We start from the raw sequence: 24,289 nt of genomic DNA, 5'->3' as shown, positions 1-24,289 counted from the left end.
CGTCAGATCGCGCAGGCGCCGTCCGCGCAGGCCTCGCCGGCCGGGGCGACCGGCTGCGGGGCCGGGCGGCGCTCGCCGATCTCCTCGGCGACCTGCTCCAGCACCTTGCGGAAGGTCTCGGCGTCCTGGGCGCCCTGCACGGCCCACTTGCCCTCGAACACGAAGGTCGGCACGGCGGTGATGCCCAGCTCGCGGGCCTCGGCCAGCTGGGCGTCGACCTCGGCGGCGCCCTCGTCGCCCGCCAGATAGGCGGCCGCCCGCTCGCGGTCCACGCCGGCGGACGCGGCGACCTCGGCCAGCGCGGCGCGGTCGCCGACGTCGACGCCGTCGGTGAAGTGCGCCTTCAGCAGGGCTTCCTTCAGCCGGCCCTGCACCTGCGCGCCGTACTCCGTCTCGGCGAGGTGCAGCAGGCGGTGGCCCAGCAGGGTGTTGGCGTGCAGCGCGGCGTCGAAGTCGTACGTGATGCCCTCGGCCAGGCCCAGCTCGGCCACCCGGGCGTCCATCGCCACGGACTGCGGGCCGTAGCGCTCGGCCAGCCAGGCGCGGTGCGGGCTCGCCGTCTCCGGCGCGTCCGGGACCAGCTGGTACGGGCGGTAGACGACCTCGACGCCCTCCTTGCCCGGGAAGCCCGCCAGGGCCTGCTCGAAGCGGCGCTTGCCGATGTAGCACCAGGGGCAGGCGATGTCGCTCCAGATCTCGACCTTCATGCGGGGTGGCTCCAGGGGTTGGGCGGAAACGGGTGTCAAGGTAGGTGAACGATGAACCATCTCGGGACATTCCCGGCACCGCGCGCCGCCGGGCGCGTGCGGCGCGGCTGCGGGGGCCGGTCCGGCGGGGCGGGCCATGATGGCGGGGCCGCGGATCACGGGTGCCGGCGGTGTCGGCGGCGTCGGTAGTCCAGCGGTGTCAGCGATGTCGGCGGTGTCGGCGGTGTCGGCGGTTCCCGAGGTGAGGAGGCTGTGCGGTGGCCGGTGTGAGCCCCGGGCGGGACGTGCCCGTCGTGCTGTCGGTGCTGGGGCGTCCGCCGGTCGCGCGGCCGCCGGGCGTGCTGGCGGCCTGCGACGGCTCGGACGGCTCGCTGTGGGCGCTGGACCGGGCGATGACCGAGGCGGAGCTGTTCGCCCTGCCGCTGTACGTGCTCGCCGTGGTGAACCCGGCCCCGGCCGGCTACCCGCCGGGGATGGCGGAGCTGGTGCAGGAGAGCGTGGAGACGCTGGTCGAGAGCATGGCGGACGGGCTGCGCCGTGCCGTCACCGCCGTGCAGGAGCAGCGGCCCCGCCCGTACGCCGGGGAGATGTCGCTGCACGTGGTGCTGGGCAACGTGATCGAGGTGCTGCTGGAGGCGTCGACCCGGCAGCACACGCTGGTGCTCGGCACCCGCGGCAACGGGGGCTTCGCCCGGCTCCTGCTGGGGTCGGTGTCCTCGGCGGCCGTGCACCACGCGGCCTGCCCGGTGCTGGTGGTCCCGGCGCCGCCGGATCCGCGCTGATCCCGGCCCGCCTCACGGGGTGAGGGCGTGCTGCCGGGGTTGCGGGAGGCCGGTCCAGCAGGCGCCGTGCCGGCGGGCGCGCAGCCGGCGCAGCCAGAGCTCGGTGGAGACCAGGTCGGCGAGGCCGGCCAGGTCCGCCGGGGAGAGCGGGGTGTCGGGGTCCGCGCCGTGGGCGAGCCGGGCCCGGACGGCGGGCAGGTCGATCAGGCCCGCCTCGGCGAGCAGGGGGGCGTCGAAGAGCTCGGCGAGGCCGTCCGCGGCGAGGCGCAGGCCGGCCCGGGCGGGGGCGGCGCGGTCGGGGCGGGGGCGGCGGCCCCAGTCGGGGGGCAGGTCGGTGCGGCCGGCGCCGGTGAGGACGGCGCGCAGCAGGGCGTGCCGGGCGCCGGGCTGGAGGCGGACGTCGTCCGGGAGCAGCCGGGCGGCGCGGACCACCTGGTTGTCGAGGAAGGGCGCGTGCAGGCGCTGGCCGGGCTGTTCGGCGGCGTGCACGAGCGTGCGGAAGGAGCGCGCCTGCCGGTAGAGGGCGTGCCGGGCCCGGTGCGCGCCGGGATGTTCCTCGGGCGCCGGTCTGCGCGCCGCCGTCCGAAGCCGTAGCGCGACCGCGGAGAGCGCCTCGTCGGAGAGCCAGCGGGCGGCCGGGCCGGGGACGCACCAGGCGAGGTCGGCGGCCGAGCGGTGGCCCGCCGTGCCGGCGCCGTCCGGGACGTGCCGGGCGGTCAGCCGGGCGGCGGCCTCGTCCAGCGCCTCGGCGTAGCGGACCCGGGAGAGCCGGTGGGCGGCCCGGACCACGGTGAGCGGGGTGCGCAGCGCGCCGGCCAGCACGCCCACGGCGGCCCGGTCGGCGCCGGCCAGTGCGGCGACCGGGGGCAGGAGTTCGCGCGGGCGGCCGGCCCGGAGCAGGTCGGCGAGCCGGGCCGGGTGGCCGTCCAGGACCTGGCGGGCGCCGTAGCCGGTGAGGTGGTCGGTGCCGCCGGCGTCGAAGCGGGCCTCGGCGCGGGCGGCGGCGACGAGTTCCGGGCCGGGCTCGTCGGTGAGCCGGCCGGTCTGCGGGTCCGCGCCCAGCCCGGCGTACGGGAGGGTGTCGGGGGCGGGGTCGAGGACGGTGTGCCGCAGCCGCGGGGTGTCGGGGGCGGGCGCCGGGACGGCCGGGGCCGCGCTCTCGCCGAGCGTGACGGCGGCCAACTGCTCGGGGGCGGACGGCTCCCGGGCGGCGGTGCGGGCCCAGGAGCCCTTCACCGCGCCGTTGCGGGCGCCGCCCCGGCCGCCCGCCCGGGCACCGGGCACGGCCGCCGTCGCCGCCGCCGCCGGTGCGGTCGGCGGCAGCGGGACGGCGGCGGCGAGCAGGGCGACGGTCGCGGAGGCGGTGCCGTACGAGAGGTCGACGCCGAGCCGGGCGCGGCCGTCCGGACCCGGCGCGGGCACCGTGGTGCGGACCCGGGAACGGACCGACTCCAGCAGGGCGCGGGTGAGTTCGCGGATCGCCGGGGCCTCGCCGCGCGCCTGGCCGGCGCCGGCCGACTCGTCGTAGGCGTCCAGGTACGGGCGGCCGTCGCGGACGGCGAGCACGTGGCCGGGCGGCACCCGCTGGACGCCCAGGTACGGGGTGCCGGTGCCGAGCGCCTCCGGCGACTCCGGGCAGGCCAGCCGGGCGGCGAGGTGGCCGGTGTCCAGCCGGGCGCCGACCAGGTCGGCGAGCGGGAGGGCGGCGGTGGCGTAGGCGGTGCCGCCGGCCCAGGGGGTGTGGAAGACCGGCTGGGCGCCGGCCAGGTCGGTGAGCAGCAGGGTGGAGCGGGTGCCGGTGCGCAGCACGACGGTGTGGCTGCCGGGCCAGGCGGTGAGGTGGCGGACGGCGCCGCCGCGGGCGGCGGCGAGGCCCGCGGCGAGCTCGGCGTCGGTGGCGCCGCAGTGGCCGAGGACGGCGAGCCGGGAGGTGGCGGGGGTGTCCTCGACCTGGTCGGGGGCGATGGGGCCGGTGGTGACGGTGGCGGGGGCGCCGGGCCGGAGGGTGACCAGGCGGATCTCCTCGGGGCGCCAGTCGCCCACCGCCCAGAGCGGGTTGGGCCCGCCCCACAGGGGGCGCGCGGCGATCGGCGCGACCGCGGCGAGGACTTCGCGCGCCGGTGCGCCCGCCCGGGACGTGCCCGTGCTCCAGCCCGTCAGCCACCGCATCGCGCCTCCACCGGACGAGGACCAGCATCCGTGCGGCGCGTCCGGGCGCGGGGCGGCCGGGTCGGGGTGCCGTGGCCGGGCGCACGCGTGTCCGGGTGTGCCCGCCGGCGCTCCGGCGCGCCGTCAGTCTGGGGACATCGTGCCACCGCCGGGCACCGCTGTGGCCGGTGTTACCGGTTCCGGTTCCGCGCCGGGCTCCCCGGCGAGGCCGCGGGAGGGCTGTGGGAGGGACGGACGAAGGCCGCGGGAGGGCCGGAGGGAGTCCTCGGAAGGGCCGTGGGGGAAGGGCGGGCCGGGCCTTCCCCTCCCGGGCCCGGACCGCCAAGGGGCCGCCTTGGCATGGGCATCGCGAGATGGCCGAAAGGCATCGCCCAGCCCGGGAGGGCATCCGCATGCCCTCCCGGACCTCGCCGCCGCCCGCGGGGATTGAGACGGCGGCGTCCCCCGGCCCGCCGGGTCCTCGACGGCGGGCCGACCCACGACCACCAGCGAACTGCCGACCAGCCGGTCGGGCCAGGGGGCACGGCCGGGCGCACATCGACACGGGACCGGAGCACGGCGCTCCGGCGCGTGGCACTTTCGGCCGGAAACAAGCGGTCCGGACCAACTCCCGCGCCGCCCCCGCACGGTGACCCGGGCACGCGATCCCGCCATCCGGAATGCGACCTCTTAACCCTCGGAACGCGTCCGACTACGCTAGGTACAGCAGCTACGGCCCGGTGCCGCCCGGGCCCCGCGCACAAGGCCGCAGGAGGTGCCGCCGCCACCATGACCGTCAGCCCACGAGGACCGAACGAACGGCTCGGCACGCTCCTGTCCCTCGCCCAGATCAGCAACGCCGGACTGGCCCGCCGGGTCAACGACCTGGGCGCCCAGCGCGGGTTGACCCTGCGCTACGACAAGACCTCGGTGGCCCGCTGGGTCAGCAAGGGCATGGTCCCGCAGGGGCCCGTCCCGCACCTGATCGCCACCGCCATCGGCGGCAAGCTCGGCCGCCCGGTGCCGCTGGAGGAGATCGGCCTCGGCGACACCGACCCGGCGCCCGAACTCGGCCTGGCCTTCCCGCGCGAGGTCGCCGACGCCGTCCGCTCCGCCACCGACCTGTGGCGGGTCGACCTCGACCTGCGCCGCGGCCCCGGCGGCGGACGCTGGAGCGACAGCCTGGCCGGCACCTTCTCGGTCGCCGCCTACGCGACGCCCGTCTCCCGCTGGCTGATCACGCCCGCGGACGGCTCGGTGGCCCGCGAGGTGCCGCGCGCGGTCAGCGAGGCCGCCTCCTACCGGGTCGGCCACTCGGACGCCGCCAAGCTCCGCGAGGCCGCCCAGGAGGCCCGCCGCTGGGACTCCAAGTACGGCGGCGGGGACTGGCGTTCGTCGATGGTGCCGGAGTGCCTGCGGGTCGAGGCGGCGCCGCTGCTGCTCGCCTCGTACAGCGACACGGTCGGCCGGGCGCTGTTCGGCGCGACCGCCGAACTGACCAGGCTGGCCGGCTGGATGGCCTTCGACACCGGCCAGCACGAGGCCGCCCAGCGCTACTACATCCAGGCCCTGCGGCTCGCCCGGGCCGCCGCCGACGTCCCGCTCGGCGGCTACGTGCTGGCCTCGATGAGCCTGCAGGCCGGCTACCGGGGCTTCGCCGAGGAGGCCGTCGACCTCGCGCAGGCCGCCCTGGAGCGCAACCGGGGCCTGGCCACCGCCCGGACCATGAGCTTCTTCCACCTGGTGGAGGCACGGGCCCAGGCCAAGGCGCGCAATGCGGCGGTGTGCGCGACGGCGCTCGGCGCGGCGGAGAGCGCACTCGAACGGGCGCGCGCCGGGGACCCCGACCCGGCCTGGATCGACTTCTACGCCTACGACCGGCTCGCCGCCGACGCCGCCGAGTGCTTCCGCGACCTCGGAGTGCCCTCCAAGGTCCGGCAGTTCACCCGCGAGGCGCTGGCCAAGCCCACCGAGGGCTACGTCCGCTCGCACGGCCTGCGGCTGGTGGTCTCGGCGATGGCCGAGGCCGAGGCCGGCGACCTGGACGCCGCCGTCGCCGCGGGCGAACGGGCCGTCGAGGTCGCCGGGCGGATCTCCTCGCAGCGCAGCCGCGAGTACGTGGTGGAGATGCTGCGGCGGCTGGAGCCCTTCCAGGGCGAACGCCGGGTGCGGGAGTTGACGGAACGCGCGCGGGCGGTGATCGTCGCGCCGGCGTGAGGGGCGTGCACGCTCCCGCGCGAGGGGCGCGGGAGCGGCGGTAAATCGGATGCGCCCGCGAGTGGGGCCTGGCTAAGGTCTCTCTCGTCCAGGTGCGCAGGCAGAGGTTACTTCCACTCCTCATGGGCGGGTCGCGGGTTCGAATCCCGTCATCGGCTTCGGGCCGGTGTAGCTCAGTCCGGTAGAGCAGCTTCGTCACCTCAGCCGACCTCGAACTCTGGACGCCTACACGTGAATAGAGACATCTGAACAAGATGTCCGCACCTCCCGGTGCGAAGGCAGCGGTTACTTCTTGGTAAGGCGCCCGAACGGCGCTGCGGTTCAAGTCCGCGACACCGCCGCCACCATGGATCTCGGGAGGCACAGCGCTTCGGAGTGCCCGGTGCGCAGGCGGGGGTTACTTCGGATCTTGCGGTTCCGGGTTCGAGTCCCGGGCGTGCCCGCGCGCGAGCGCGGCCGCTAGCTCAACCGGTAGAGCACAAGGCAAACACCTCCACCGACGCCGGCCGTTCGACGACGGCCGGCCCGATCTCGGGCACCCTCAGCCGCTGCATGCCTCCCTCCCGACGAAACCCGCAGGCCGAGGGGGGCTGCAGCATGTCCAGGTTCAACATCCGCAAGACCAAGGCGAACCCGCTCTCACCGGTGGCCACCACCGGCCGGCGCGCCACCAACCACAACGGCGGCACCGGCTTCCTCCGGGACGAGAAGTCCGAGCTCTTCCTGCTCGCCGTCGCCAACATGGTCGGCCAGGACACCTACTACGAGCACGGCGGCGACCGCGACGACCGCTACACCGCGCTGGTCCGCGAACTCGCCGTCAGCGATCCGGAGTGGACCCTCGCCCTGCTGCGCTGGCTGCGCGGCGGCGCGAACATGCGCACCGCCGCGCTCGTCGGCGCCGCCGAGTTCACCCGCGCCCGGCTCGACGCGGGCGCCCACGGCCACTCCCGGCAGGCCGTCGACGCGGTGCTGCGGCGCCCCGACGAGCCCGGCGAACTGCTCGCCTACTGGACGTCCCGCTACGGCCGGGCCCTGCCCAAGCCGCTCAAGCGCGGCATCGCCGACGCGGTGACCCGGCTCTACGACGCCCGCGCGCTGCTCAAGTACGACACCGCCGGAAAGGGCTACCGCTTCGGTGACGTCCTGGAGTTGACCCACCCCACCCCGGACCCGGCCAAGCCCTGGCAGGGCCCGCTGTTCCGCTACGCCCTGGACCGCCGGCACCGGCCGGAGGAGGCCGCCCCGCCGCCGTCCGACCGGGTGCTGACCGCCAACCGCGACCTGCTCGCCCTGCCGGTCGAGCAGCGCCGGGCGGCCGTGACCGCGCCGGACGGCGCCGAGCGGCTGTCGGCCGCCGGGCTGACCTGGGAGGCGCTGGCCGGCTGGCTGCAGGGGCCGCTGGACGCGGCGGTCTGGGAGGCCGTCATCCCGTCCATGGGCCCGATGGCACTGGTGCGGAACCTGCGCAACTTCGACCAGGCCGGGGTGTCGGACACCGTCGCGGCCGCGGTCGCCCGGCGGATCTCCGACCCGGACGAGGTGCGGCGCTCGCGCCAGTTCCCGTTCCGCTACCTGGCGGCGCACCGGCACGCGCCCTCGCTCCGGTGGGGGCACGCGCTGGAGACGGCGCTCGCCCACTCGCTCGCCAACGTGCCCGAACTGCCCGGCCGGACACTGATCCTGGTCGACCGCTCCGGCTCGATGTTCGACCGGCCCAGCGCGCAGACCCAGCTCAACCGGGCCGACTCGGCGGCGATCTTCGGCACCGCGCTGAAGATCCGGGCGGCGGAGGCGGACCTGGTCGAGTTCGGCAACGACAGCCGGGTGATCGAGGTCGGCCGCGGGGAGGCGGTGCTGCGGGTGCTGGAACGCTTCTCCAGCCTCGGCGGCACCTACACCGCCGCCGCCGTCCGCGGCCACTACCGGGGGCACGACCGGGTCGTCATCGTCACCGACGAACAGACCGGCCCGGGCTCCTACGGCTCCGACCCACTGGCCGCCGTCCCGGCCCACGTGCCCGTCTACACCTGGAACCTGGCCGGCTACGCCGCCGGTCACGGCCCCAGCGGCGGCGCCAACCGGCACACCTTCGGCGGCCTGACCGACGCGGCGTTCCGGCTGATCCCGCTGCTGGAAGCCGGGGCGAACGCCGGCTGGCCCTGGGAGGCCTAGCCGGAGCGAGGGGGGTGACGGCCGCGCCGGGCCCCGGGGGGCTGGCGCGGCCGCACCACGGCAGGTCGGGGGCCTGCCGCAGGAGGCGGGGTCCGGGGGGACCCGTCGTGGCACTGCCCTTGCGGCAGAGGGGGGTTGTGGCGGCGGCGCAGGGTCCGGGGGGGCCACCGCGCCGCCGCCGTTGCCGCCTGGACGCACGCCCCTCGGTGGCGCACGGGCGGGAGCCCCGCGCGCGCGGCCGGTTCGGGTCGACCCGGCTGCCACCGGCGCACGCTCCCGGCCCCGGCGCGCGACGGTGCCACGACCGGCCGGGAGACCGGCCGGCTCGGCGGCCCTACCAAGGGGGCTGGCGCCGCCACCTGCGACGGGGTGACACGGCCTTGCCGGCCGCTCGGCGGAGCCTTCACGGGCCGACCGACGCGCGGTGCGGCGGCCGTGCCGAGGCGCTCTGGACCGGCGTCGGGGGCCGTGGCAGCATCGGCCGCACATGCGGTCGGATGCGAGGAGCGCGGCGATGGCGGACGAGTTCGATGTCGCGGTGGTCGGCGGCGGGATCGTCGGACTGGCCACCGCGTACGCGTTGACGGCGGCACGACCAGGCCTGCGGGTGGCGGTGCTGGAGAAGGAGAGCGGCTTCGCCGAGCACCAGACCGGGCGCAACAGCGGGGTGATCCACAGCGGCATCTACTACCGCCCCGGTTCCTACAAGGCCCGGTTCGCCGTCGAGGGCGCCGCCGAGCTGGTGGCGTTCTGCCGGGCGCAGGGCCTGCCGTACGAGGTGACCGGCAAGCTGATCGTGGCCACGGACGCCGCCGAACTGCCCAGGCTGGCGGCCCTGGCCGAGCGCGGCCGGGCGAACGGCATCCCGGTCACCGAGCTGGACCGGGAGGGCATCGCCCGGTACGAGCCGAACGTCTCCGGCCTGGCCGGACTGCACGTCGGCACCACCGGCATCTGCGACTACGCCACCGTCGCGACGACGTACGGCCGGCTGGCCCGGGAGGCGGGCGCCGAGCTGCGGCCGGGCGGCGAGGTGCGGTCGGTGGCCCGGCGGCGGGACGGGGTGACCATCGGCACCGCCGCGGGCGAGCTGCGCTGCGGGGTGCTGGTGAACTGCGCCGGACTGCACAGCGACCGGATCGCCCGGATGACCGGGGACGACACCGGGGTGCTGATCCTGCCGTTCCGCGGCGAGTACTACGAACTGACCGAGGACCGCCGGAAGTTGGTGCAGGGCCTGGTCTACCCGGTGCCCGACCCGGCTTTCCCCTTCCTCGGCGTGCACCTCACCCGGGGCATCCACGGGGACGTCCACGTCGGCCCGAACGCCGTACCGGCGGCGGCCCGCGAGGGGTACGGCTGGGGCGTCGTCCGCCCGCGCGACGTGGCCGAGACGCTCGCCTTCCCGGGCACCTGGCGGATCCTCTGGCGGCACTGGCGGTACGAGGTCGGCGAGTTGCACCGCTCGGTGTCCAAGCGGGCGTTCACCACCGCCGTGCAGCGCCTGCTGCCGGCCGTCACCGCGGCGGACCTGGTGCCGGCCGCCGCCGGCGTGCGGGCCCAGGCGGTGGCCCGGGACGGCTCACTGCTGGACGACTTCGTCTTCGCCGGCTTCGACCCGGAGGACCCGCGCTCCCCGCGCCGGGCCGTGCACGTGCTGAACGCCCCCTCCCCCGCCGCGACGGCCTCACTGCCGATCGGCCGCGAGGTGGCCCGCCGGGCCCTGGCCGCGCTGGAGGCGGGCGGGTGAGCCCGGCGCGGGCGCAGGGTGGCACGGCCGCCGCGGCCCCGCACACCCCCGGATGAGCCGCGTCACAAGCCCTGCGGGGGAACGCCGGCGGCCCCGTAGACTCGGGTGATTGTGACTGCCACCGCCCCGATCCCCCAGCAATCGCCGTCCGCCCGGATGTCGGCCGCACCGGCCGCCTACCCCGCGCCGATGTACCCGCACAAGGCCACCGAGGCCCAGCACCGCGAGCGGCGCATCCGCAGCTTCCAGCCGCGCCGGGGCCGGATGACCAACGCCCAGGCGGGCGCCCTGGACCGGAGCTGGGAGACGTACGGCATCCCGATCGACGGCAGCCCGCTGGACCTGGCGGAGCTGTTCGGCGGCCTGCCGGTGACCCTGGAGATCGGCTTCGGCATGGGCGAGACCACCGCCGCGATGGCCGCCGCCGACCCGTCGACGGGCATCCTCGCCGCCGACGTGCACACCCCGGGCCACGGCAACCTGCTCGGAATGCTGGAGCGCGACGGTTCGCAGAACGTGCGGCTGGCCGCCGGCGACGCCGTGATCCTGCTGCGCGACATGCTGCCGGACGCCTCGCTGGCCGGCCTGCGGGTCTACTTCGCCGACCCGTGGCCCAAGCCCAAGCACCACAAGCGCCGGCTGATCCAGCCCGCCTTCCTCGACCTGGTGCTGCCCCGGCTCGCCCCCGGCGCCCTGGTGCACTGCGCCACCGACTGGGAGCACTACGCGGAGCAGATGCTGGAGGTGCTGTCGGCCTCGCCGGAGCTGGAGAACCTGCACCCCGAGGGCGACGGGACGGGCTGGCTGGAGCCGGCCGACCACCCGGAGGGCAGCGTCCCCGGCTACGCGCCGCGCCCGGACTGGCGGCCGGTCACCAAGTTCGAGCGGGCCGGCATCGCCAAGGGCCACGTGGTGCACGACCTGCTGTTCCGCCGCCGCTGACCCGGACGGACGGGCGGCCGGTCTCCCGCTGAACCACCGGCCGCCGTTCGAACGCACGACCGCGCACCGACCGGGTGTCGTTGCCCCGGACGGCCCAGTGGTCATGACCCGGACGGACGATTCGTCCCGAGTCCTCCCGGCGGGCCGCCCCCGTGGCCTACCCTGAGCCGCATGGGCAGCCCGTCCGGCGGCGGGCTCCGGACCACCGACCCGGCCCCCGCTGACGCACCGCACACGGCCCCGCGCACCGGAGGCACCCGGACCATCCCGGGGCCCCGGGGGCGCCGGGCCCACCGGCTGCTGCCCCGACCGGGCACCGCACCGCCGCCCGCCGGCCGGCCGCCCCGGCGGGGCCGCTCCCCGGCGCTCTCCTCGGTCACCGCGACCACCGTGCTGACGCTGGCCGGCTGCGGGGTGCTGATCCTGCACCTGGTGCAGCGGCAGACCGGCACCCTCGGGCTGGTCGTGGGCCTCGCCCTGGCGATGGTGCCGGTGCCGTTCGTGCTCGGCGGCCTGGCCTGGCTCAACCTGACCGCCCGGGTACCGCTGCGGCACACCGTGTTCTGCCTCGGCTGGGGCGCCTTCGCGGCCACCACCGTCGCCATCCTCGCCAACAACTGGACCGCCAGTCACCTGACCAACCACCAGGGCCCGCTCGGCGAACTGCTGGGCGCCGGGATGGCCACCCCGATGATCGAGGAGGTCGCCAAGGCCACCGCGCTGTTCGTGCTGCTGCTCCCGCTCGGCCAGCGGCTGCGCTGCCACGGCCGCCGCACCGGCCGCCCCTGCGCCCCCCTGCTGCACCGGCCGGCCGCCCCGCGCCGCCCCCGCGCGGCCGACCCGCACACCCGGGCGCGGCCGCGGCCGCGCCCGTACCTGCGGCCGCTGCCGTACCTGCGCCCCGCCCCGGTGTCCGGCGACGGGGCGCACCGCCGCTCCCGACCGCGCACCCTGGCCGCCGGGGTGGTGCTCGGCGGGATGACGGCCTGCGGCTTCGCCTACACCGAGAACGCCCTCTACCTGGGCCGGGCCTTCACCAACGACCAGCGGCAGCGGCTGGACAGCATCGGCCTCGGCACCCGGCCCAGCATCCGGGACTTCGACGGCACCGTGCAGACCTTCGTGCTGCGCGCCCTGCTCTCGCCCTTCGCCCACCCGCTGTTCACCGCGCTCACCGGGATCGGCCTGGCCGTCGCCCTGACCACCGGGCGGCGCTGGCTGGCCCGGCTCGCCGTGCCGGTCGGGCTGCTGCTGGCGACGGCGCTGCACGGCGCCTGGAACGCGGCCGCCGACCTGGGGACGGACGGCTTCCTGGTGGTGTACGCGGCGCTGATGGTGCCGTGCTTCGGGGCACTGGTCGGCTTCGCGGCCTGGACGAGATCGCGGGCGGCCCGGCCCGCCGGGCGGCGCGGGCGGCGGCCCGCGGGATCCCGGGCGGAGGCGGCCCGCGGAGTGCCCCGCGGGGCGTCCTGAGGAACCGATTTCCCATTTCGGCGACTTCCCCGTATCGTTGTGTTCACCGACGCGGGGTGGAGCAGCTCGGTAGCTCGCTGGGCTCATAACCCAGAGGTCGCAGGTTCAAATCCTGTCCCCGCTACTCAGTAGCCGAAAGACCCGGAGGACTCGTCCTCCGGGTCTTTCGCGTTTCCGGGCGCGGGCAGAGCACGTTCCTGCCACGAAGCTGTAACAGGGGCCGAAACCAAGATCCGCTGTCCGGGGCCTCCCGCATACTGCTGAGGAAAAAACTCGTCCAGTTGGGGGCACGACAAGACCGTGCCCTGGATAAGGAACCACTCTCATGCTGTCGAAGCGCCTGGTCAGCACCGCCGCCGTCTGCCTCGTCCTGGGGGCGGGCACGGCCGCCTGCGGCGACAACAAGGACGGCGACAAGGCCGCCGCCCCCGCCGCCTCCGCCGCGGCCACGTCCGCCGCCGCCGCGCCGACCTCCGCTGCGGCGACCCCCGCCGGGCAGAAGCTGGACACCGACAAGCTGACCGCGGACGAGATCAAGAAGCAGGCCAAGGACGCCCTGGCCTCCGCCACCTCCGTCAAGTTCGCCGGCGCCATGGTCGACGCGGACGGCAAGATGGAGATCAGCCTGGCCATGGACAACAAGGGCCAGTGCACCGGCAGCATGACGATGCCGGGCGCCGGCAAGGTCGAGATCATCCGCGACGGCAAGACCTCCTACATGAAGCCGGACGCGCAGTTCTGGACCACCATGGGCGGCCCGAACGGCGCCCAGGCCGCCGAGCTCTTCAAGGGCCGCTACCTGACCGGCTTCGACAACGACCCGCAGATGGCCGGCATGGTCTCGCTCTGCAACCTCGCCGAGTTCAGCAAGCAGATCGTCGAGGGCGGCGACAAGGCCGGTGCCGCGCCCGAGAAGGGCACCGCCGGCACCACCAACGGCGTGCCGACCTTCAGCCTCAAGGTCACCAACTCGAAGGGCGAGAAGGGCACCATCTTCGTCGCCACCCAGGGCAAGCCCTACCCGATGGAGATCCTGACGGAGCCGGCCAAGGACGGCCAGACCAAGATCGACTTCTCGGACTACGACAAGCCGCTCACCGTCCAGGCCCCGCCGGCCGACCAGACGATCGACTTCACCAAGTTCAAGGACCAGATCAAGAAGGCCTGATCGCGAGGGCCCGATCACGAGGGCCCGATCCGCTCCGGACACCGGGCGCGAATAAATCCGTTGCCCACTCCCGCGGGGGCTGCCTATCGTGGCGGCACACTGAAAGGAGGTGATCCTGAGTTGAGTTCCATCAGGATGCGTGAGGTGGCTGCTCGCTAGAGCCGCCCCTGCCTGCGCAGGGTGAGGCCCATGGCCTCCGGCAGGCGAAATCCATAGCAGTCACCCGGCCCGCGGGCTCACCGGTACATCCCCGGTGCCTCGGCGCCCGGCCAGTGCACGGGCCGGCGCGAGGAGCAGCCCGCGGGCTGTCTGCTTTTCCGGGGCGGCCCGCTTTCCCGGGGCTGTCTGCTTTCCGGGGCAGCGCTTTCCGGGGCCGTCCGCGCCGCCCCGCTGTTTGTGCGGCGGCCGTCCGGGCATCCCGAGGGGGGACCACGGCGAGGGCAGGCCCTAGAGTCGGCGCGGACACAGGGGGTGTGCGGTGGCGAAGGCGCGACGGCAGGGCGGGGCGACGGCCCTGCGGACGGCGAAGTGGGCGGCGGCCGGGGTGCCGGCCGGGACGGGCCTGCTCGGGCTGGTGCTGTTCGCGCTCGGCCGGGAGCGGGCCTGGCAGGCGCTCGGCGGCGGGCTGGTGGTGGCCGGGGCCTCGGCGGTGCTCGGCGGCGCGCTGGGCTTCCTGTTCGGGGTGCCCCGGGTGCGCGGCGGCTCCGGCGGGGGCGGCGAGCCGCAGGGCTCGTACGCGCCGAACACCAATCTGGAGCAGGTGTCGGACTGGCTGACCAAGGTGCTGCTCGGTGTCGGGCTGACCCAGCTCGGCTCGCTGGGCGAGCGGCTGCACCAGCTCGGCACAGCGCTGGCGCCCGTGCTCGGCGGGGACGACGCGGCGGTGCCGTTCGGGGCCGCCCTGGTGCTGTACTTCCTGGTGCTCGGATTCCTGGCCGGCTGGCTGGTGACCAGGCTGGCGCTGCCGCGGGTGCTGACCAGTGCCGACGACCAGGCACTCGACCTCTTCCTGGCCGGCCAGGACCGCGACCGGCACGGCGACAAGGTCGGCGCCGACGACCTGCGGGTCCGGGCGATGCAGCAGCTCGGCGTACTGGGCGGCAGTGCGGAGCGGCCCGCCGCGCTGACCGGCCAGCTGCCGCCCTCGGCCGGTTCGCCGGCCGGGCCGGACGGTGTGGTGGCCGAGGTGCGGGCGACGGCGAAGCGTTCGGCGCTGACCGCCGACCAGGTGCGGGACCTGTTCGCGGACGGCTCCGAGGGCCGGCGGATCCAGGCGCTGGCGCTGATGCAGGGCGATCCGGCCCTGGCGGACCTCACCAGCCTGCTGGACGCGATCGAGCACCCGCGCTCGGACTTCGAGCAGTACCACGCGCTGCTGGCCGCCCGTGGGCTGCTCTCCCGGCTGCCCGCCGACGAGGCCCGGCGGCTGCGGGACGCGGTGGCCGGACGGCTGATGGACCCGGCGGGCATTCCGTACGGGTCGGACCGCAGCTGGCTGGCCGAGAAGATCCTCTCCCGGCTGCAGGCCGCGGTGGCGCCCGTCCCGGCCCAGCCGGGGCCGCCCGACGCCCCGGCACCGGCCGGGCCGGCCGCGAACGCCTAACGACCGGGCCGGGCCGCGGCGCGGCGGCGGTGGTCGGCGGCGCGCAGCACCAGGAGGCGGCGGGTGAGGCCGTCCTCCGGGCGGGGGAAGCGGCGGATCTCGCTGGCGATCCGGCGCTCGCCGAGTGCGTACCGCAGCGCGTCGAGGTGGCCGCAGCGCCGGCCGTACCCGTCGTGCAGCGGCTGGACGCGCACCTCGCCGGCCGGGGAGGTGACCCGGACCAGCTCGGCCAGTGCGGCCAACTGGCGCTCGGGGCCGAACAGTTCGGGGTAGGCGAAGAGCAGGTAGCCGCTCAGGGTGAGTGCGAAGGCGCCGTCCGCGAACGGCAGCCGGGGCAGGGCACCGGCCACGTACTGCTCCGGGTGGAGCGCCGAGTCGGCGGCGAACAGCCGGCGGGCGCGGTCCCAGCTGCGCAGGTAGCGCTCGGAGCGCCGGCGGCCGGGGCGCGGGTAGAGCTGCGGGCGGGCGGCCATCGCGGCGGCCATCGACGCCCGGGCGGCCAGCGCGTGCGCCGCGACCACCGGCGGCGGAAGCGCGTACGCCGGATCGACGGCGATCACCCGGCAGCCCAGCTCGCGCGCCTCGGCGGCCAGGCCGGCCGCGCCGGCGGGGCAGTCCAGCAGCGGGCCGGGCAGGGCGGCGAGGCGGGCCCGGGTGAGGTCGAACAGGCCGCAGTACTCGTCCAGCGGCCGGGAGGTGACCAGGACGTCCGGGTCCGGCGGGGCGTCGGCGGGGTCGGCGGCGTCGGCGGGGTCGGCGGGGTCGGCGGGGTCGGCCACCCGGCCATCGGAACACGGGCCGCCCCGGCCCGCATCCTGGTGCGGGGCGGGGCGGGCCGGGGCGGGGCGGGCCGGGGTGCCGTGGTTCAGCGGCCGAGCAGGCCCTGGGCGGCGGCCCGGTCGACGTTGGTCAGGCCGCGGACCAGCTGCGCGGTGAGGAAGACGATCACCAGCCCGATCGCGGAGACGCCCGCGATCTGCGCCGGCGACTCGATGTAGTAGGCGTAGTGCTCGGCGCCGTCGTGGAAGTCGACGATCCGGTAGCCGGGCCAGTCGACGAAGGTCGGGAAGACCCAGTGGTAGACCGGGTACAGCGTCATCGCCCAGCCGAGCAGCAGGAACGTCAGCGTCACCGAGAAGCGGAACACCGCCCACGGGAACATCACCACCTGGTGCAGCACGGCCTTCCAGCCCGCCGCGTCCGCGAGCCGCGCGGTGACCCCGCCCCAGAAGCCCGGTCGGGTCTGCCGCACCGGCGCCGGGGCCGGCACGTCCAGGGCGAGCAGGCCGCGCACCCGGGCCCGCTCCAGCCGGCCGAAGCCGCGGGCGACGACGGTCAGGGCGCCCCAGACGGGCAGGCCGAGGCAGGTCACGAGGGTGCCCGCGCCGACGCAGAACATCGTGATCGCGACGGCGAAGCCCGCGATCGCCACCGGCAGGCCGGTGAGGGCGTAGCCGACCTCGCGGTAGTAGTGCGCGGAGAACGGCGCCCGCCAGAAGGGCGGCGGTTCCTCGGTGCGGCGGGCCCGGGCAGGACCCAGGTCCTGGCCGCGGCCTTCGTCGGCGTCGTGGTCCTCGTCCAGGACGTTCCACGCGCGGTCCTGCGTGCTGCTGCTCATCCCGGCCCCCGGTCCCTCGTTCTCGCGGTCGTTCGCGCTCGTCTGACGTTCCACAGTCTGGCCGCTCGGGGGACCGGGGGACCATCGGGAGGCCCGCCGGACCGGGGGTGGGGTTAACCCCCGGACCGCGCCCCGGGCCACTCGTCGGCGAGCAGCGCGTACTGGTGCGAGTCCGACCAGACGCCGTCCTTGTGCACGTCGTGCCGCACCCGCCCCTCCAGCCGGAAGCCGAGCCGGGTGAGCACCCGGGCGGAGGCCCGGTTGTCCACGTCGGTCAGGGCGACCAGCCGGTGCACGCCGAGCGGGCCGAAGGCGAGGCCGCAGAGCAGCCCGGCCAGCTCGCCGGCGTAGCCGCGGCCCCACGCGTCGCGGCGCAGCGCGTACCCGAGGTGGGCGCTGCGGCGCGGGCCGAGCGTGAGCGAGCCCTGGCCGATCAGGGTCGCGCGGACCGGGTCGTCGACAGCGGTGTCGGCGGCGGTGTCGCCGCCGGTGTCCGTGCGCAGGGCGACGGCGAGCCGGTAGATCCGGCGCGGCTCGGCCATCGCCTCGTCCAGGCAGAGTTCCAGCTGGTCGGCGCAGGTGTCCGGGTCGCGCGGACCGAACGGCAGGTGGCGGGTGACCTCCGGATCGCCGAACACGGCGTGCAGCGCCGCCACTTCCTCCGGGGTGTGGTGGTGCTCGCGGATGGCCAGCCGGGGGCCGGTGAGTCGAACGGGGACCATGGCTGCCGACCCTACCGGCGCCCGGCGGCTACCGTTCGGAGCATGAACGACGAAGACCTGCGGCTCGCCCCGCGCACCAGGGCCGCCGACCTGCTCGCCTGGGCGGCCGAGCAGGACCGCGCGCCGGTGGCCGAGGCGCCGCTGCGCGCGGTGCTGGCGCTGCTGGAGCTCGGCGAGGGCAGGATGCACGACGGCTGGCCCGAACTGACCTCGAACGCGGTGGAGCAGCTGCTGTACGAACGCCTCCACCTCTACGTCCAACCCGCGCCGGAGGAGGATCCGCTCGCGTACGGCGAGGCCGTCCGGCTGCTGGTCGACCACCAGCGGGCGGCGAAGCGGCTCAACGCCAAGCGCCAGGAGCGGCTGCACGCCGAGGCCGAGTGGCAGGGCGAGGTCGCGGCCGGGCTGCTGCGCCGCGCCGACCTGGTGACCTGGCCGCGGCTGCACGCGCTGCTGATGCACGCGCACGGGGTGGACGTCGCGGACCCGGCGGCGGTGCGCGCGTGGCTGGCCGGCTACGCCGCGCTGACCGAGGAGAAGCGGCTGGCCGGGTACGAGGCGCTGACGGCGGCCGGGTGGCTGGACGAGCTCGACGAGCGCGGCTGGGGCCCGGCCCGGGTGCTGTCGGTGGGCATGGCCACCGATGGCGCGCGGCGGCTGCTGGAGCACGGCCTGATGCGGCGCAGCTACCGCAACCTGGCCGAGCTGAACGCGCTGGGGCGGCCGATGCCGGACGAACTGGCCGGGGACTTCGGGACGTTCGAGGAGGCGGCGGCCGAGGCGGCGCTCGACCTGTCCGGCGAGTGGACGGTGCCGGGGCTGCCCCGGCTGCTGGTCGAGGAGTTCCCGGAGCTGGCGCCGGAGCCGGGGCCGGAGGAGATCGAGGCGTACCTGGCGCAGCTGCCGGCGGAGTGAGGAAGCCCGGCTGAGGACGCGCAAGGGCCCCGGCGGTGGAGTTCGTCTCCACCGCCGGGGCCCTTCCGTCGAAGCGTCGAGGCCCTCAGGAGCCCGCGGACCTCAGGAACCCGAGGGGCCTCAGGGGTTGAGGCCGCGCTGCTGGAGCCAGGGCTCCGGGTCGACCGGGGCGCCGCCGCCCGGACGGACCTCCAGGTGCAGGTGCGGGCCGGTGACGTTGCCGGTGGCGCCGACCTTGCCGATCTGCTGGCCGGCGGTGACCTGGCCGGAGCCCTTGATGATCGAGGAGAGGTGGCAGTACCAGATCTCGGTGCCGTCCGGCAGGGTCTCGACGATCCGGTAGCCGTACGAGCCGGACCAGCCGGCCGAGGTGACGGTGCCCTGGCCGACCGCCATCACCGGGGTGCCGGTGTCGGCGGCGAAGTCCAGGCCGGTGTGCAGGTGGGCCCAGTAGCGGGCGCTCTGCCCGTAGTGGGCGGAGAGCCGGTAGTCGGCGACCGGCAGGGTGAGCGCGGCGGCCTTGGCGCGCTCGGCCTCCTCGGCGGCGCGCTTGGCCTCGGCCTCCTTGGCGGCGGCCTTGGCCTCGGCCTCCTTGGCGGCCTGCAGGCGGGCGCTCTCCTCGGCGGCGGTGCGCTGGCTGTCGGCCTGCTGCTGGATGCGGGCGGCGAGCGCGAGGCCCGGGTCGGCGGAGAGCGCGACGGGGGCCTCGTCGGGGGCCTCGATGGCGGGGGCGGCGGCCGGGGTGGCGGAGGCGAAGCCGGTGGCGCCCAGGGTGGCGGCGACGGCGGTGACGCCGAGCAGCGGGGAGGCGCCGCGGGACTGACGGGGCAGCCGGTGGCGGTTGGTCTCGGCCTCGGGGCCGAGGGCCTCCGGGCCGTCCTGGCCGTCCTGGCCGGCGGGGCCGTCCGGGCCGGGGTGGTCGAGCAGCTGGGTGCCGGTTGCGGGGCCGGCCGGCTGGGCCGGGGTGTGCGTCGACGCCACGGAGGCGCGCTCCTTTCCTTCCCTCGCGCCTACCGGGTTAGCTGACGGGTTCGGAGCAGGAAGGTCTCCTACGGCCGGGCCGGGGCCCCGCCGATTCACCCCAAGGAACGTGGTTCCCCGGCTCCCTGACCTGCCCGGAGGCCGGCCGGCGGGATTAGGCGACGCGCACGGTGCCGTCTGGGTACGGCGTTGACGACCGCGCTGCGTTATCAAACGTTAATCCTAGGCAGCTCTGATTCCAAGCCGTCCGCCCGGGACGAATGGGGCCGAACACGTCAACTGCCGCTTCCCGATTGAGCACTCCTACTCATGTGCCGCCCGGCCGGACCGCCGCATGCTGGCGCCATGAACGCACCGATGCAGACCCGCACCACGGCCGCGTACTCCGTGCAGGCCGTGCTCTCCTTCGCCGTCTCCGGGACGGCCCTCGCCCTCGGGATCGCCTACCTGCCGGTCGGCGGGTGGACCCGGGCCTTCCTCGGGATCGGCCTGCTCTACACCGTGACTTCCGCGTTCACCCTGGCCAAGGTGATCCGCGACCGCCAGGAGTCCAACGACACCGTCGCCCGGGTCGACCAGGCCCGGCTGGAGAAGCTGCTCGCCGAGCACGACCCGTTCCGGGTCGAGGGCGCCTGACCGGGCGGGCGGCCCGACCGGACGGGACGGCCGGACGGGCCGGTGTCCCGGGCGCGCGCCGCCTGCACCGGACAGCATCGCTTTCCCGACACCCCGCGCACGATTCCTCCACATCAGGAGGTGCTGTTCGGCCGATCGCCGGGCCGCCGGCGCACCGCCAAGGCCCGGGCCGGGCGGGACCGGTGGCTCCGGATCGCGGTCGAACGAGGCAGAACCGGCGCCCCGTTGCCGGATATTGACGAGATCCGGTCACATGGCGAGATCCGGTCACACCTTCGTACGATCATCGCCTTACAATTCGCGACGTGACGATGACTCAATGGTGCGCAACGGCAACCGGCGTGCTCGCCGTCCTCGCCCTGGTGGCCGCCGCGCACTACCACGCCGTGTCCGTCACCCAGCGCCGCCGCGCCGACCTGCTGCAGCGCGAACTCGCCGTCCTCCAGGGCGAACTGGACGCCGAACTCGCCCGCCGCGGCGCCGAGCTCGCCGCCGTCCAGCACGAGCAGGAGCTCACCGCCGCCGCCCAGCGGGCCTTCCTCAGCGTCGCCCGCCGGATCCTCGTGATGGCCCACGACCAGCAGGCGCTGCTCGACGAGATGGAACGCACCCACGACGACCCCGCCCTGCTGGAGGGCCTGCTCAAGGCCGATCACGCCGCCGCCCAACAGGCCCGCCTCGCCCAGACGCTGGCCGTGCTGTGCGGCGCCCGGGCCGGGCGGCACTGGCCGGAACCCGTCCTGCTGGAGGACGTCGTGCGCGGCGCCCAGTCGCGCATCCTGCCGTTCCAGCGGGTGGTGCTGCGCAGCCGGATCGAGACCGCGGTGGTCGGCGCCGCCGCGGAGGCGCTGATCCACGCCACCGCCGAGCTGCTGGACAACGCCACCCGCTACTCCCCGCCCAGCACCCAGGTGTTCGTCACCGTGGTGCCGGTGCACAACGGCGCCGTCATCGAGATCGACGACTGCGGCGTCGGCATGCCGGAACTCGCCGTCGCCAAGGCCGCCGCCACCCTGGCCGGCGGCACCACCCTGGAGGTCTCCCGGCTCGGCGAGGCCCCGCAGCTGGGCCTGGCGGCGGTCGGCCGGCTCGCCGAGCAGTACGGCTTCCGGGTCACCCTCAGCTCCGCGCCCTCGCCGTACGGCGGCGTGCGGGTGGTCGTGATGCTGCCGAACGCGCTGCTCACCGAGCCGCTGCCGCCCACCGTCCCCGGCCTCGGCCCGGACGGCCCGGCCTTCGGCACCGCGACCCCGGCCGGCCACCTCACCGGCCACCCCCTGGTGGAGGCCCCGCCGTCCTACCCGGCCGACGGTCCGCCCCCGCCGCTGCCCCGCCGGAGCCACCGGCGCGGCCGCCCGGGCCGCCCCGCCCAGCACGCCGCCCCCGCTCCGCCGCCCGCGCCGCCCCACCGCTCGGCCCGGGACGCGCAGGCGTTCATGGCGATGTTCCAGGCCGGGACGGCCAGCGGCCGCTCGGACGCCCGGAACCAGCCCCCGACCGACCCTTCCCGTACCGCTTACCCCCGACTTCCCCAGCCCGGAGAGTTCCATGACCACCAACCCTGACCTCGGCTGGCTGCTCGCCGACATCATCGCCGTGCCGCACGTCCAGCACGCCGTCGTCGTCTCCAGCGACGGCCTGGAGATCGGCCGCAGCGCCCAGATCGCGCGCGAGGACGCCGAACGGCTCGCCGCCGCCTGCTCCGGCCTGCAGTCCCTGGCCCGGGGCGTGGCGGCCGGCTTCGGCGGGCAGGGCAGCACCACCCGGCAGATCGTCGTCGAGTACGGCGGCGGCTACCTGTTCATCGTCGCCGCCGGGGCCGGCGCGCACCTGGCCGTGGTCACCGGCGACGCCGTCGACGCCGGCCTGGTCGCCTACCAGATGCAGATGATGGTCGAGCGGATCGGCACCCACCTGACCAGCCCGCCGCGGTTCGACCACGCGGCGGGCGGCCTGCGGTGATCGGGCCCGTCCGGCCCTACGTCGTCACCGGCGGACGCAGTCGGCCCACCCGGGCCGACCTGGCCGTCGAGAGCCTGGTGAACGCGGTGCCGCGGCCGCCCGAACCGCCCCGGCACGTCCTGCTCAACCGGGAGCACCGGCGCATCCTCGGGCTGTGCCACAGCCTGCTGTCCGTCGCCGAGGTGGCCGCCCACCTGGGGCTGCCGCTCGGCGTGGCCAAGGTGCTGGTCGGCGACCTCTGGGACCTCGGCGCCGTCCAGGTCCTCCCGCCCGTCCCGCAGGCCGAGCGCCTGCCCACGACCCTCCTGGAAGAGGTGCTCGTTGGCCTCCGCCAACTCCGCTGACCTGTCCCCCGGAACCGCCGAGGCCCCCACCGCGGCCGGCTCCGCCGACTGGCCGCAGTACCTGCCCGACTCGGTGCGCGGCGCGGTGAAGATCCTGGTCACCGGCCCGTTCGGGGTCGGCAAGACCACCCTGGTCGGCTCGCTCAGCGAGATCACCCCGCTGCGCACCGAGGAGGACATGACCGCCGCCAGCACCGGCGTCGACGACCTCACCGGGCTCGGCGGGAAGACCACCACCACGGTGGCGCTGGACTTCGGCCGGATCACGCTCAACTCCCGGCTGGCGCTGTACCTGTTCGGCACACCCGGCCAGCAGCGCTTCCAGCCGCTGTGGGAGGACCTCTCGCGCGGCGCGCTCGGCGCCATCGTGATGGTCGACCCGCGCCGGCTGAACGACAGCTTCGACGTCCTCGGCCGGCTGGAGGAGCAGCGCATCCCGTTCGCCGTCGCCGTCAACACCTTCCCGGGAACGCCCAGTTACCCGGAGGAGGAGCTGCGTTCGGCGCTCGACGTGCTGCCCGACGTGCCGCTGCTGTTCTGCGACGCCCGCGACCGCCGGCAGTCCTACGACCTGCTGATCGACTTCGTGGACCACCTGCACCGCAGCTCGCTGCTGGAACTGGGCCGATGAGCGCGCCCGACCCGTTCGGCGGCAACGGCTGCCCCATCGGCCCCGGCGGCGGCGAACTCCCGTACGGCTCCGGCGGATCCACGCCGACCGACGGCCCGCCGACCGCGCTGTACGGCGCCGCCGTCGCCGAGGACCCGCACGGCCTGTACGCCCGGATGCGCGAACGCCACGGCCCGGTCGCGCCGATCGAGCTGGAGCCCGGCGTCGAGGCGTGGCTCGTGCTCGGCTACCCCGAACTGCTCGAACTCACCCGCAACGACGTCCTGTTCTCCAGCGACTCGCGGCACTGGCGGGTGCCCGCCGAGGGCCGGCTGGCCCCCGACTCCCGGCTGCTGCCGATGACCGTCTGGCGGCCCACCCTGCTCCACGTCGACGGCGCCGAGCACCAGCGGCTGCGCGCCGCCGTCTCCGACACCCTCGCGCAGATCGACCACCACCAGCTGCGCGAGACCACCGAGGCCGCCGCCAACAGCCTGATCGACGGCTGGGGGCCGGACGGCACCGCCGACCTGATCACCCGGTACGCCCGGCCGCTGCCGCTGCTGGTATTCACCCAGCTGCTCGGCCTGCCCTCCGGGGCCGGGCCCCGACTCGTCGAACTGATCAGCCACTTCGTGGACAGCGGCGCCCAGTCGGTGCGCGCCGGCACCGAGTTCCAGGCGATCCTGCTCGACCTGGTGCGCCGCCGCCGGGCCAGGCTCGGCGCCGACCTCACCTCCTGGCTGCTCGCCCACCCGGCCGGGCTGACCGACGAGGAGGCCATGCACCACCTGGTGGTGATGATGATCGCCGGGAACGAGACCTCCATCAACTGGATCGGCAACACGCTGCGGCTGCTGCTCACCGACCGCCGCTTCCGCACCACCCTGGCCGGCGGCCGGCTCACCGTCTCCGACGCGCTGGAGGAGGTGATGTGGCGCGACCCGCCGACGCAGAACTTCCCCGGCCGCTGGGCCACCGCCGACACCGTGCTCGGCGGCCGGTACGTCCGGGCCGGCGACATGCTGGTGCTCGGCCTGGCCGCCGCCAACGCCGACCCGGCCGCCCAGGGCCTCGCCTCCGCAGCGCAGGGCTCGCTCGGCGGCAACCGGGCGCACCTCGCCTGGGGCGCGGGGCCGCACGTCTGCCCGGCCCAGCACCCGGCGCGGATCATCGCCGAGACCGCGCTGGAGACCCTGCTGCACCGCCTGCCGGACCTCCAACTCGCCGTGCCGCCGGGCGAACTGACCTGGCGGCCGTCCCCGTGGTCACGGGCCCTGACCGCCCTGCCGGTGCTCTACAGCGCCTTCACCCCGCCCCGCCCGCCCGCCCCCGAGAGGCCCGCCTGGACGCCGCCGTCGACGACGCCGCGGCCCGGCGAGATCCGGCCCGACTCGACCCGTCCGAACGCGACCGGCGCGGCGGGAACGCCCGGCTCCGGGCCGCCGGGCCGGCCGTCCTGGTGGGGCTCCGTGGCGGGGTGGTGGTCCGGGCGGTGACCCACCACGCCGCGCTGCGGGACCCGCCGGCCGGCCC

General features: G+C 75.9%; 21 protein-coding genes, 1 tRNA gene and 1 riboswitch. Of the genes, 16 read left to right on the top strand and 6 right to left on the bottom strand.

Annotation, left to right across the window (positions count from 1 at the left end; genetic code table 11):
- Positions 1-2: 2 nt before the first annotated feature.
- Positions 3-707: a DsbA family oxidoreductase gene (locus tag ACPC54_RS05725; protein ID WP_498961525.1), complete on the bottom strand. Its 705-nt coding sequence runs from the start codon at positions 705-707 to the stop codon at positions 3-5.
- A gap of 257 nt (positions 708-964) precedes the next feature.
- On the opposite strand from ACPC54_RS05725, the gene ACPC54_RS05720 reads away from it, so the two are divergent.
- Positions 965-1,489, top strand: a complete 525-nt coding sequence (locus tag ACPC54_RS05720; RefSeq protein ID WP_498961523.1) for a universal stress protein — start codon at positions 965-967, stop codon at positions 1,487-1,489.
- Positions 1,490-1,501: 12 nt separating this feature from the next.
- On the opposite strand, the gene ACPC54_RS05715 is transcribed toward ACPC54_RS05720, so the two are convergent.
- On the bottom strand, positions 1,502-3,658 hold the full coding sequence (locus ACPC54_RS05715; RefSeq protein ID WP_498961521.1) for an asparagine synthase-related protein: 2,157 nt from the start codon (positions 3,656-3,658) through the stop codon (positions 1,502-1,504).
- A 768-nt stretch (positions 3,659-4,426) separates the two neighbouring features.
- On the opposite strand from ACPC54_RS05715, the gene ACPC54_RS05710 reads away from it, so the two are divergent.
- The 8 genes from ACPC54_RS05710 (at position 4,427) to ACPC54_RS05675 (ending at position 14,965) form a co-directional block, all read left to right on the top strand.
- Positions 4,427-5,854 (top strand): NsdA family TPR-like regulatory protein, encoded by a 1,428-nt coding sequence (locus ACPC54_RS05710; protein WP_498961519.1) that lies wholly within the window; start codon positions 4,427-4,429, stop codon positions 5,852-5,854.
- A gap of 597 nt (positions 5,855-6,451) precedes the next feature.
- Complete coding sequence (locus ACPC54_RS05705; protein ID WP_498961517.1) at positions 6,452-8,029, top strand: TROVE domain-containing protein; 1,578 nt, start codon at positions 6,452-6,454, stop codon at positions 8,027-8,029.
- A gap of 514 nt (positions 8,030-8,543) precedes the next feature.
- Positions 8,544-9,779: an L-2-hydroxyglutarate oxidase gene (gene lhgO, locus ACPC54_RS05700; RefSeq protein ID WP_498961515.1), complete on the top strand. Its 1,236-nt coding sequence runs from the start codon at positions 8,544-8,546 to the stop codon at positions 9,777-9,779.
- A 156-nt stretch (positions 9,780-9,935) separates the two neighbouring features.
- Positions 9,936-10,721 (top strand): tRNA (guanosine(46)-N7)-methyltransferase TrmB, encoded by a 786-nt coding sequence (trmB, locus tag ACPC54_RS05695; protein ID WP_498961575.1) that lies wholly within the window; start codon positions 9,936-9,938, stop codon positions 10,719-10,721.
- Between the two features lie 171 nt (positions 10,722-10,892).
- Entirely contained in the window at positions 10,893-12,194 is a 1,302-nt protein-coding gene (locus ACPC54_RS05690; RefSeq protein ID WP_498961513.1) for a PrsW family intramembrane metalloprotease, read from the top strand.
- A 50-nt stretch (positions 12,195-12,244) separates the two neighbouring features.
- Positions 12,245-12,318 (top strand) — tRNA-Met (locus ACPC54_RS05685).
- Between the two features lie 201 nt (positions 12,319-12,519).
- The gene (locus ACPC54_RS05680; RefSeq protein WP_498961511.1) at positions 12,520-13,362 is read left to right on the top strand and encodes a hypothetical protein; all 843 of its coding nucleotides are present in this window, start codon (positions 12,520-12,522) and stop codon (positions 13,360-13,362) included.
- A gap of 478 nt (positions 13,363-13,840) precedes the next feature.
- On the top strand, positions 13,841-14,965 hold the full coding sequence (locus ACPC54_RS05675; RefSeq protein ID WP_498961509.1) for a hypothetical protein: 1,125 nt from the start codon (positions 13,841-13,843) through the stop codon (positions 14,963-14,965).
- Here ACPC54_RS05675 and ACPC54_RS05670 read toward each other — a convergent pair.
- The 3 genes from ACPC54_RS05670 to ACPC54_RS05660 form a co-directional block, all read right to left on the bottom strand.
- Positions 14,962-15,744 carry a hypothetical protein gene (locus tag ACPC54_RS05670; protein WP_498961507.1) on the bottom strand — a complete coding sequence of 261 codons (783 nt, stop codon included), beginning with the start codon at positions 15,742-15,744 and terminating at the stop codon, positions 14,962-14,964. The genes ACPC54_RS05675 and ACPC54_RS05670 overlap by 4 nt on opposite strands.
- A gap of 86 nt (positions 15,745-15,830) precedes the next feature.
- Positions 15,831-16,583 carry a sensor domain-containing protein gene (locus ACPC54_RS05665; protein ID WP_498961505.1) on the bottom strand — a complete coding sequence of 251 codons (753 nt, stop codon included), beginning with the start codon at positions 16,581-16,583 and terminating at the stop codon, positions 15,831-15,833.
- Between the two features lie 113 nt (positions 16,584-16,696).
- The gene (locus tag ACPC54_RS05660; RefSeq protein ID WP_498961503.1) at positions 16,697-17,305 is read right to left on the bottom strand and encodes a GNAT family N-acetyltransferase; all 609 of its coding nucleotides are present in this window, start codon (positions 17,303-17,305) and stop codon (positions 16,697-16,699) included.
- Between the two features lie 42 nt (positions 17,306-17,347).
- Here ACPC54_RS05660 and ACPC54_RS05655 point away from each other — a divergent pair, with 42 nt between their 5' ends.
- Positions 17,348-18,220 (top strand): hypothetical protein, encoded by an 873-nt coding sequence (locus ACPC54_RS05655; protein WP_498961501.1) that lies wholly within the window; start codon positions 17,348-17,350, stop codon positions 18,218-18,220.
- Between the two features lie 120 nt (positions 18,221-18,340).
- Here ACPC54_RS05655 and ACPC54_RS05650 read toward each other — a convergent pair whose 3' ends face one another.
- Positions 18,341-19,201, bottom strand: coding sequence for a M23 family metallopeptidase (locus ACPC54_RS05650; protein ID WP_498961499.1), 861 nt, complete (start codon positions 19,199-19,201; stop codon positions 18,341-18,343).
- A gap of 12 nt (positions 19,202-19,213) precedes the next feature.
- Positions 19,214-19,372, bottom strand: a riboswitch (cyclic di-AMP (ydaO/yuaA leader).
- A gap of 174 nt (positions 19,373-19,546) precedes the next feature.
- Here ACPC54_RS05650 and ACPC54_RS05645 point away from each other — a divergent pair.
- The 6 genes from ACPC54_RS05645 to ACPC54_RS05620 all read left to right on the top strand — a co-directional run bounded on the left by ACPC54_RS05645 (position 19,547) and on the right by ACPC54_RS05620 (position 24,252).
- Positions 19,547-19,837 carry a YiaA/YiaB family inner membrane protein gene (locus ACPC54_RS05645; RefSeq protein ID WP_498961497.1) on the top strand — a complete coding sequence of 97 codons (291 nt, stop codon included), beginning with the start codon at positions 19,547-19,549 and terminating at the stop codon, positions 19,835-19,837.
- Positions 19,838-20,148: 311 nt separating this feature from the next.
- The gene (locus tag ACPC54_RS05640; RefSeq protein WP_498961573.1) at positions 20,149-21,402 is read left to right on the top strand and encodes an ATP-binding protein; all 1,254 of its coding nucleotides are present in this window, start codon (positions 20,149-20,151) and stop codon (positions 21,400-21,402) included.
- Positions 21,386-21,799, top strand: coding sequence for a roadblock/LC7 domain-containing protein (locus ACPC54_RS05635; RefSeq protein ID WP_498961495.1), 414 nt, complete (start codon positions 21,386-21,388; stop codon positions 21,797-21,799). Before ACPC54_RS05640 ends, ACPC54_RS05635 begins: the two co-directional genes overlap by 17 nt.
- Positions 21,796-22,143, top strand: coding sequence for a DUF742 domain-containing protein (locus ACPC54_RS05630; RefSeq protein WP_498961493.1), 348 nt, complete (start codon positions 21,796-21,798; stop codon positions 22,141-22,143). The genes ACPC54_RS05635 and ACPC54_RS05630 overlap by 4 nt, the downstream gene beginning before the upstream one ends.
- 1 nt (position 22,144) lies before the next feature.
- Positions 22,145-22,774 (top strand): GTP-binding protein, encoded by a 630-nt coding sequence (locus tag ACPC54_RS05625; protein ID WP_498961571.1) that lies wholly within the window; start codon positions 22,145-22,147, stop codon positions 22,772-22,774.
- Positions 22,771-24,252, top strand: a complete 1,482-nt coding sequence (locus ACPC54_RS05620) for a cytochrome P450 (protein WP_498961491.1) — start codon at positions 22,771-22,773, stop codon at positions 24,250-24,252. The genes ACPC54_RS05625 and ACPC54_RS05620 overlap by 4 nt, the downstream gene beginning before the upstream one ends.
- Positions 24,253-24,289 lie beyond the last annotated feature (37 nt).

It is taken from the genome of Kitasatospora sp. NPDC094028 (genome assembly GCF_049543595.1).
In the GTDB taxonomy this organism is placed as follows: domain Bacteria; phylum Actinomycetota; class Actinomycetes; order Streptomycetales; family Streptomycetaceae; genus Kitasatospora.
This window is presented reverse-complemented; position numbering and strand designations above follow the sequence as displayed.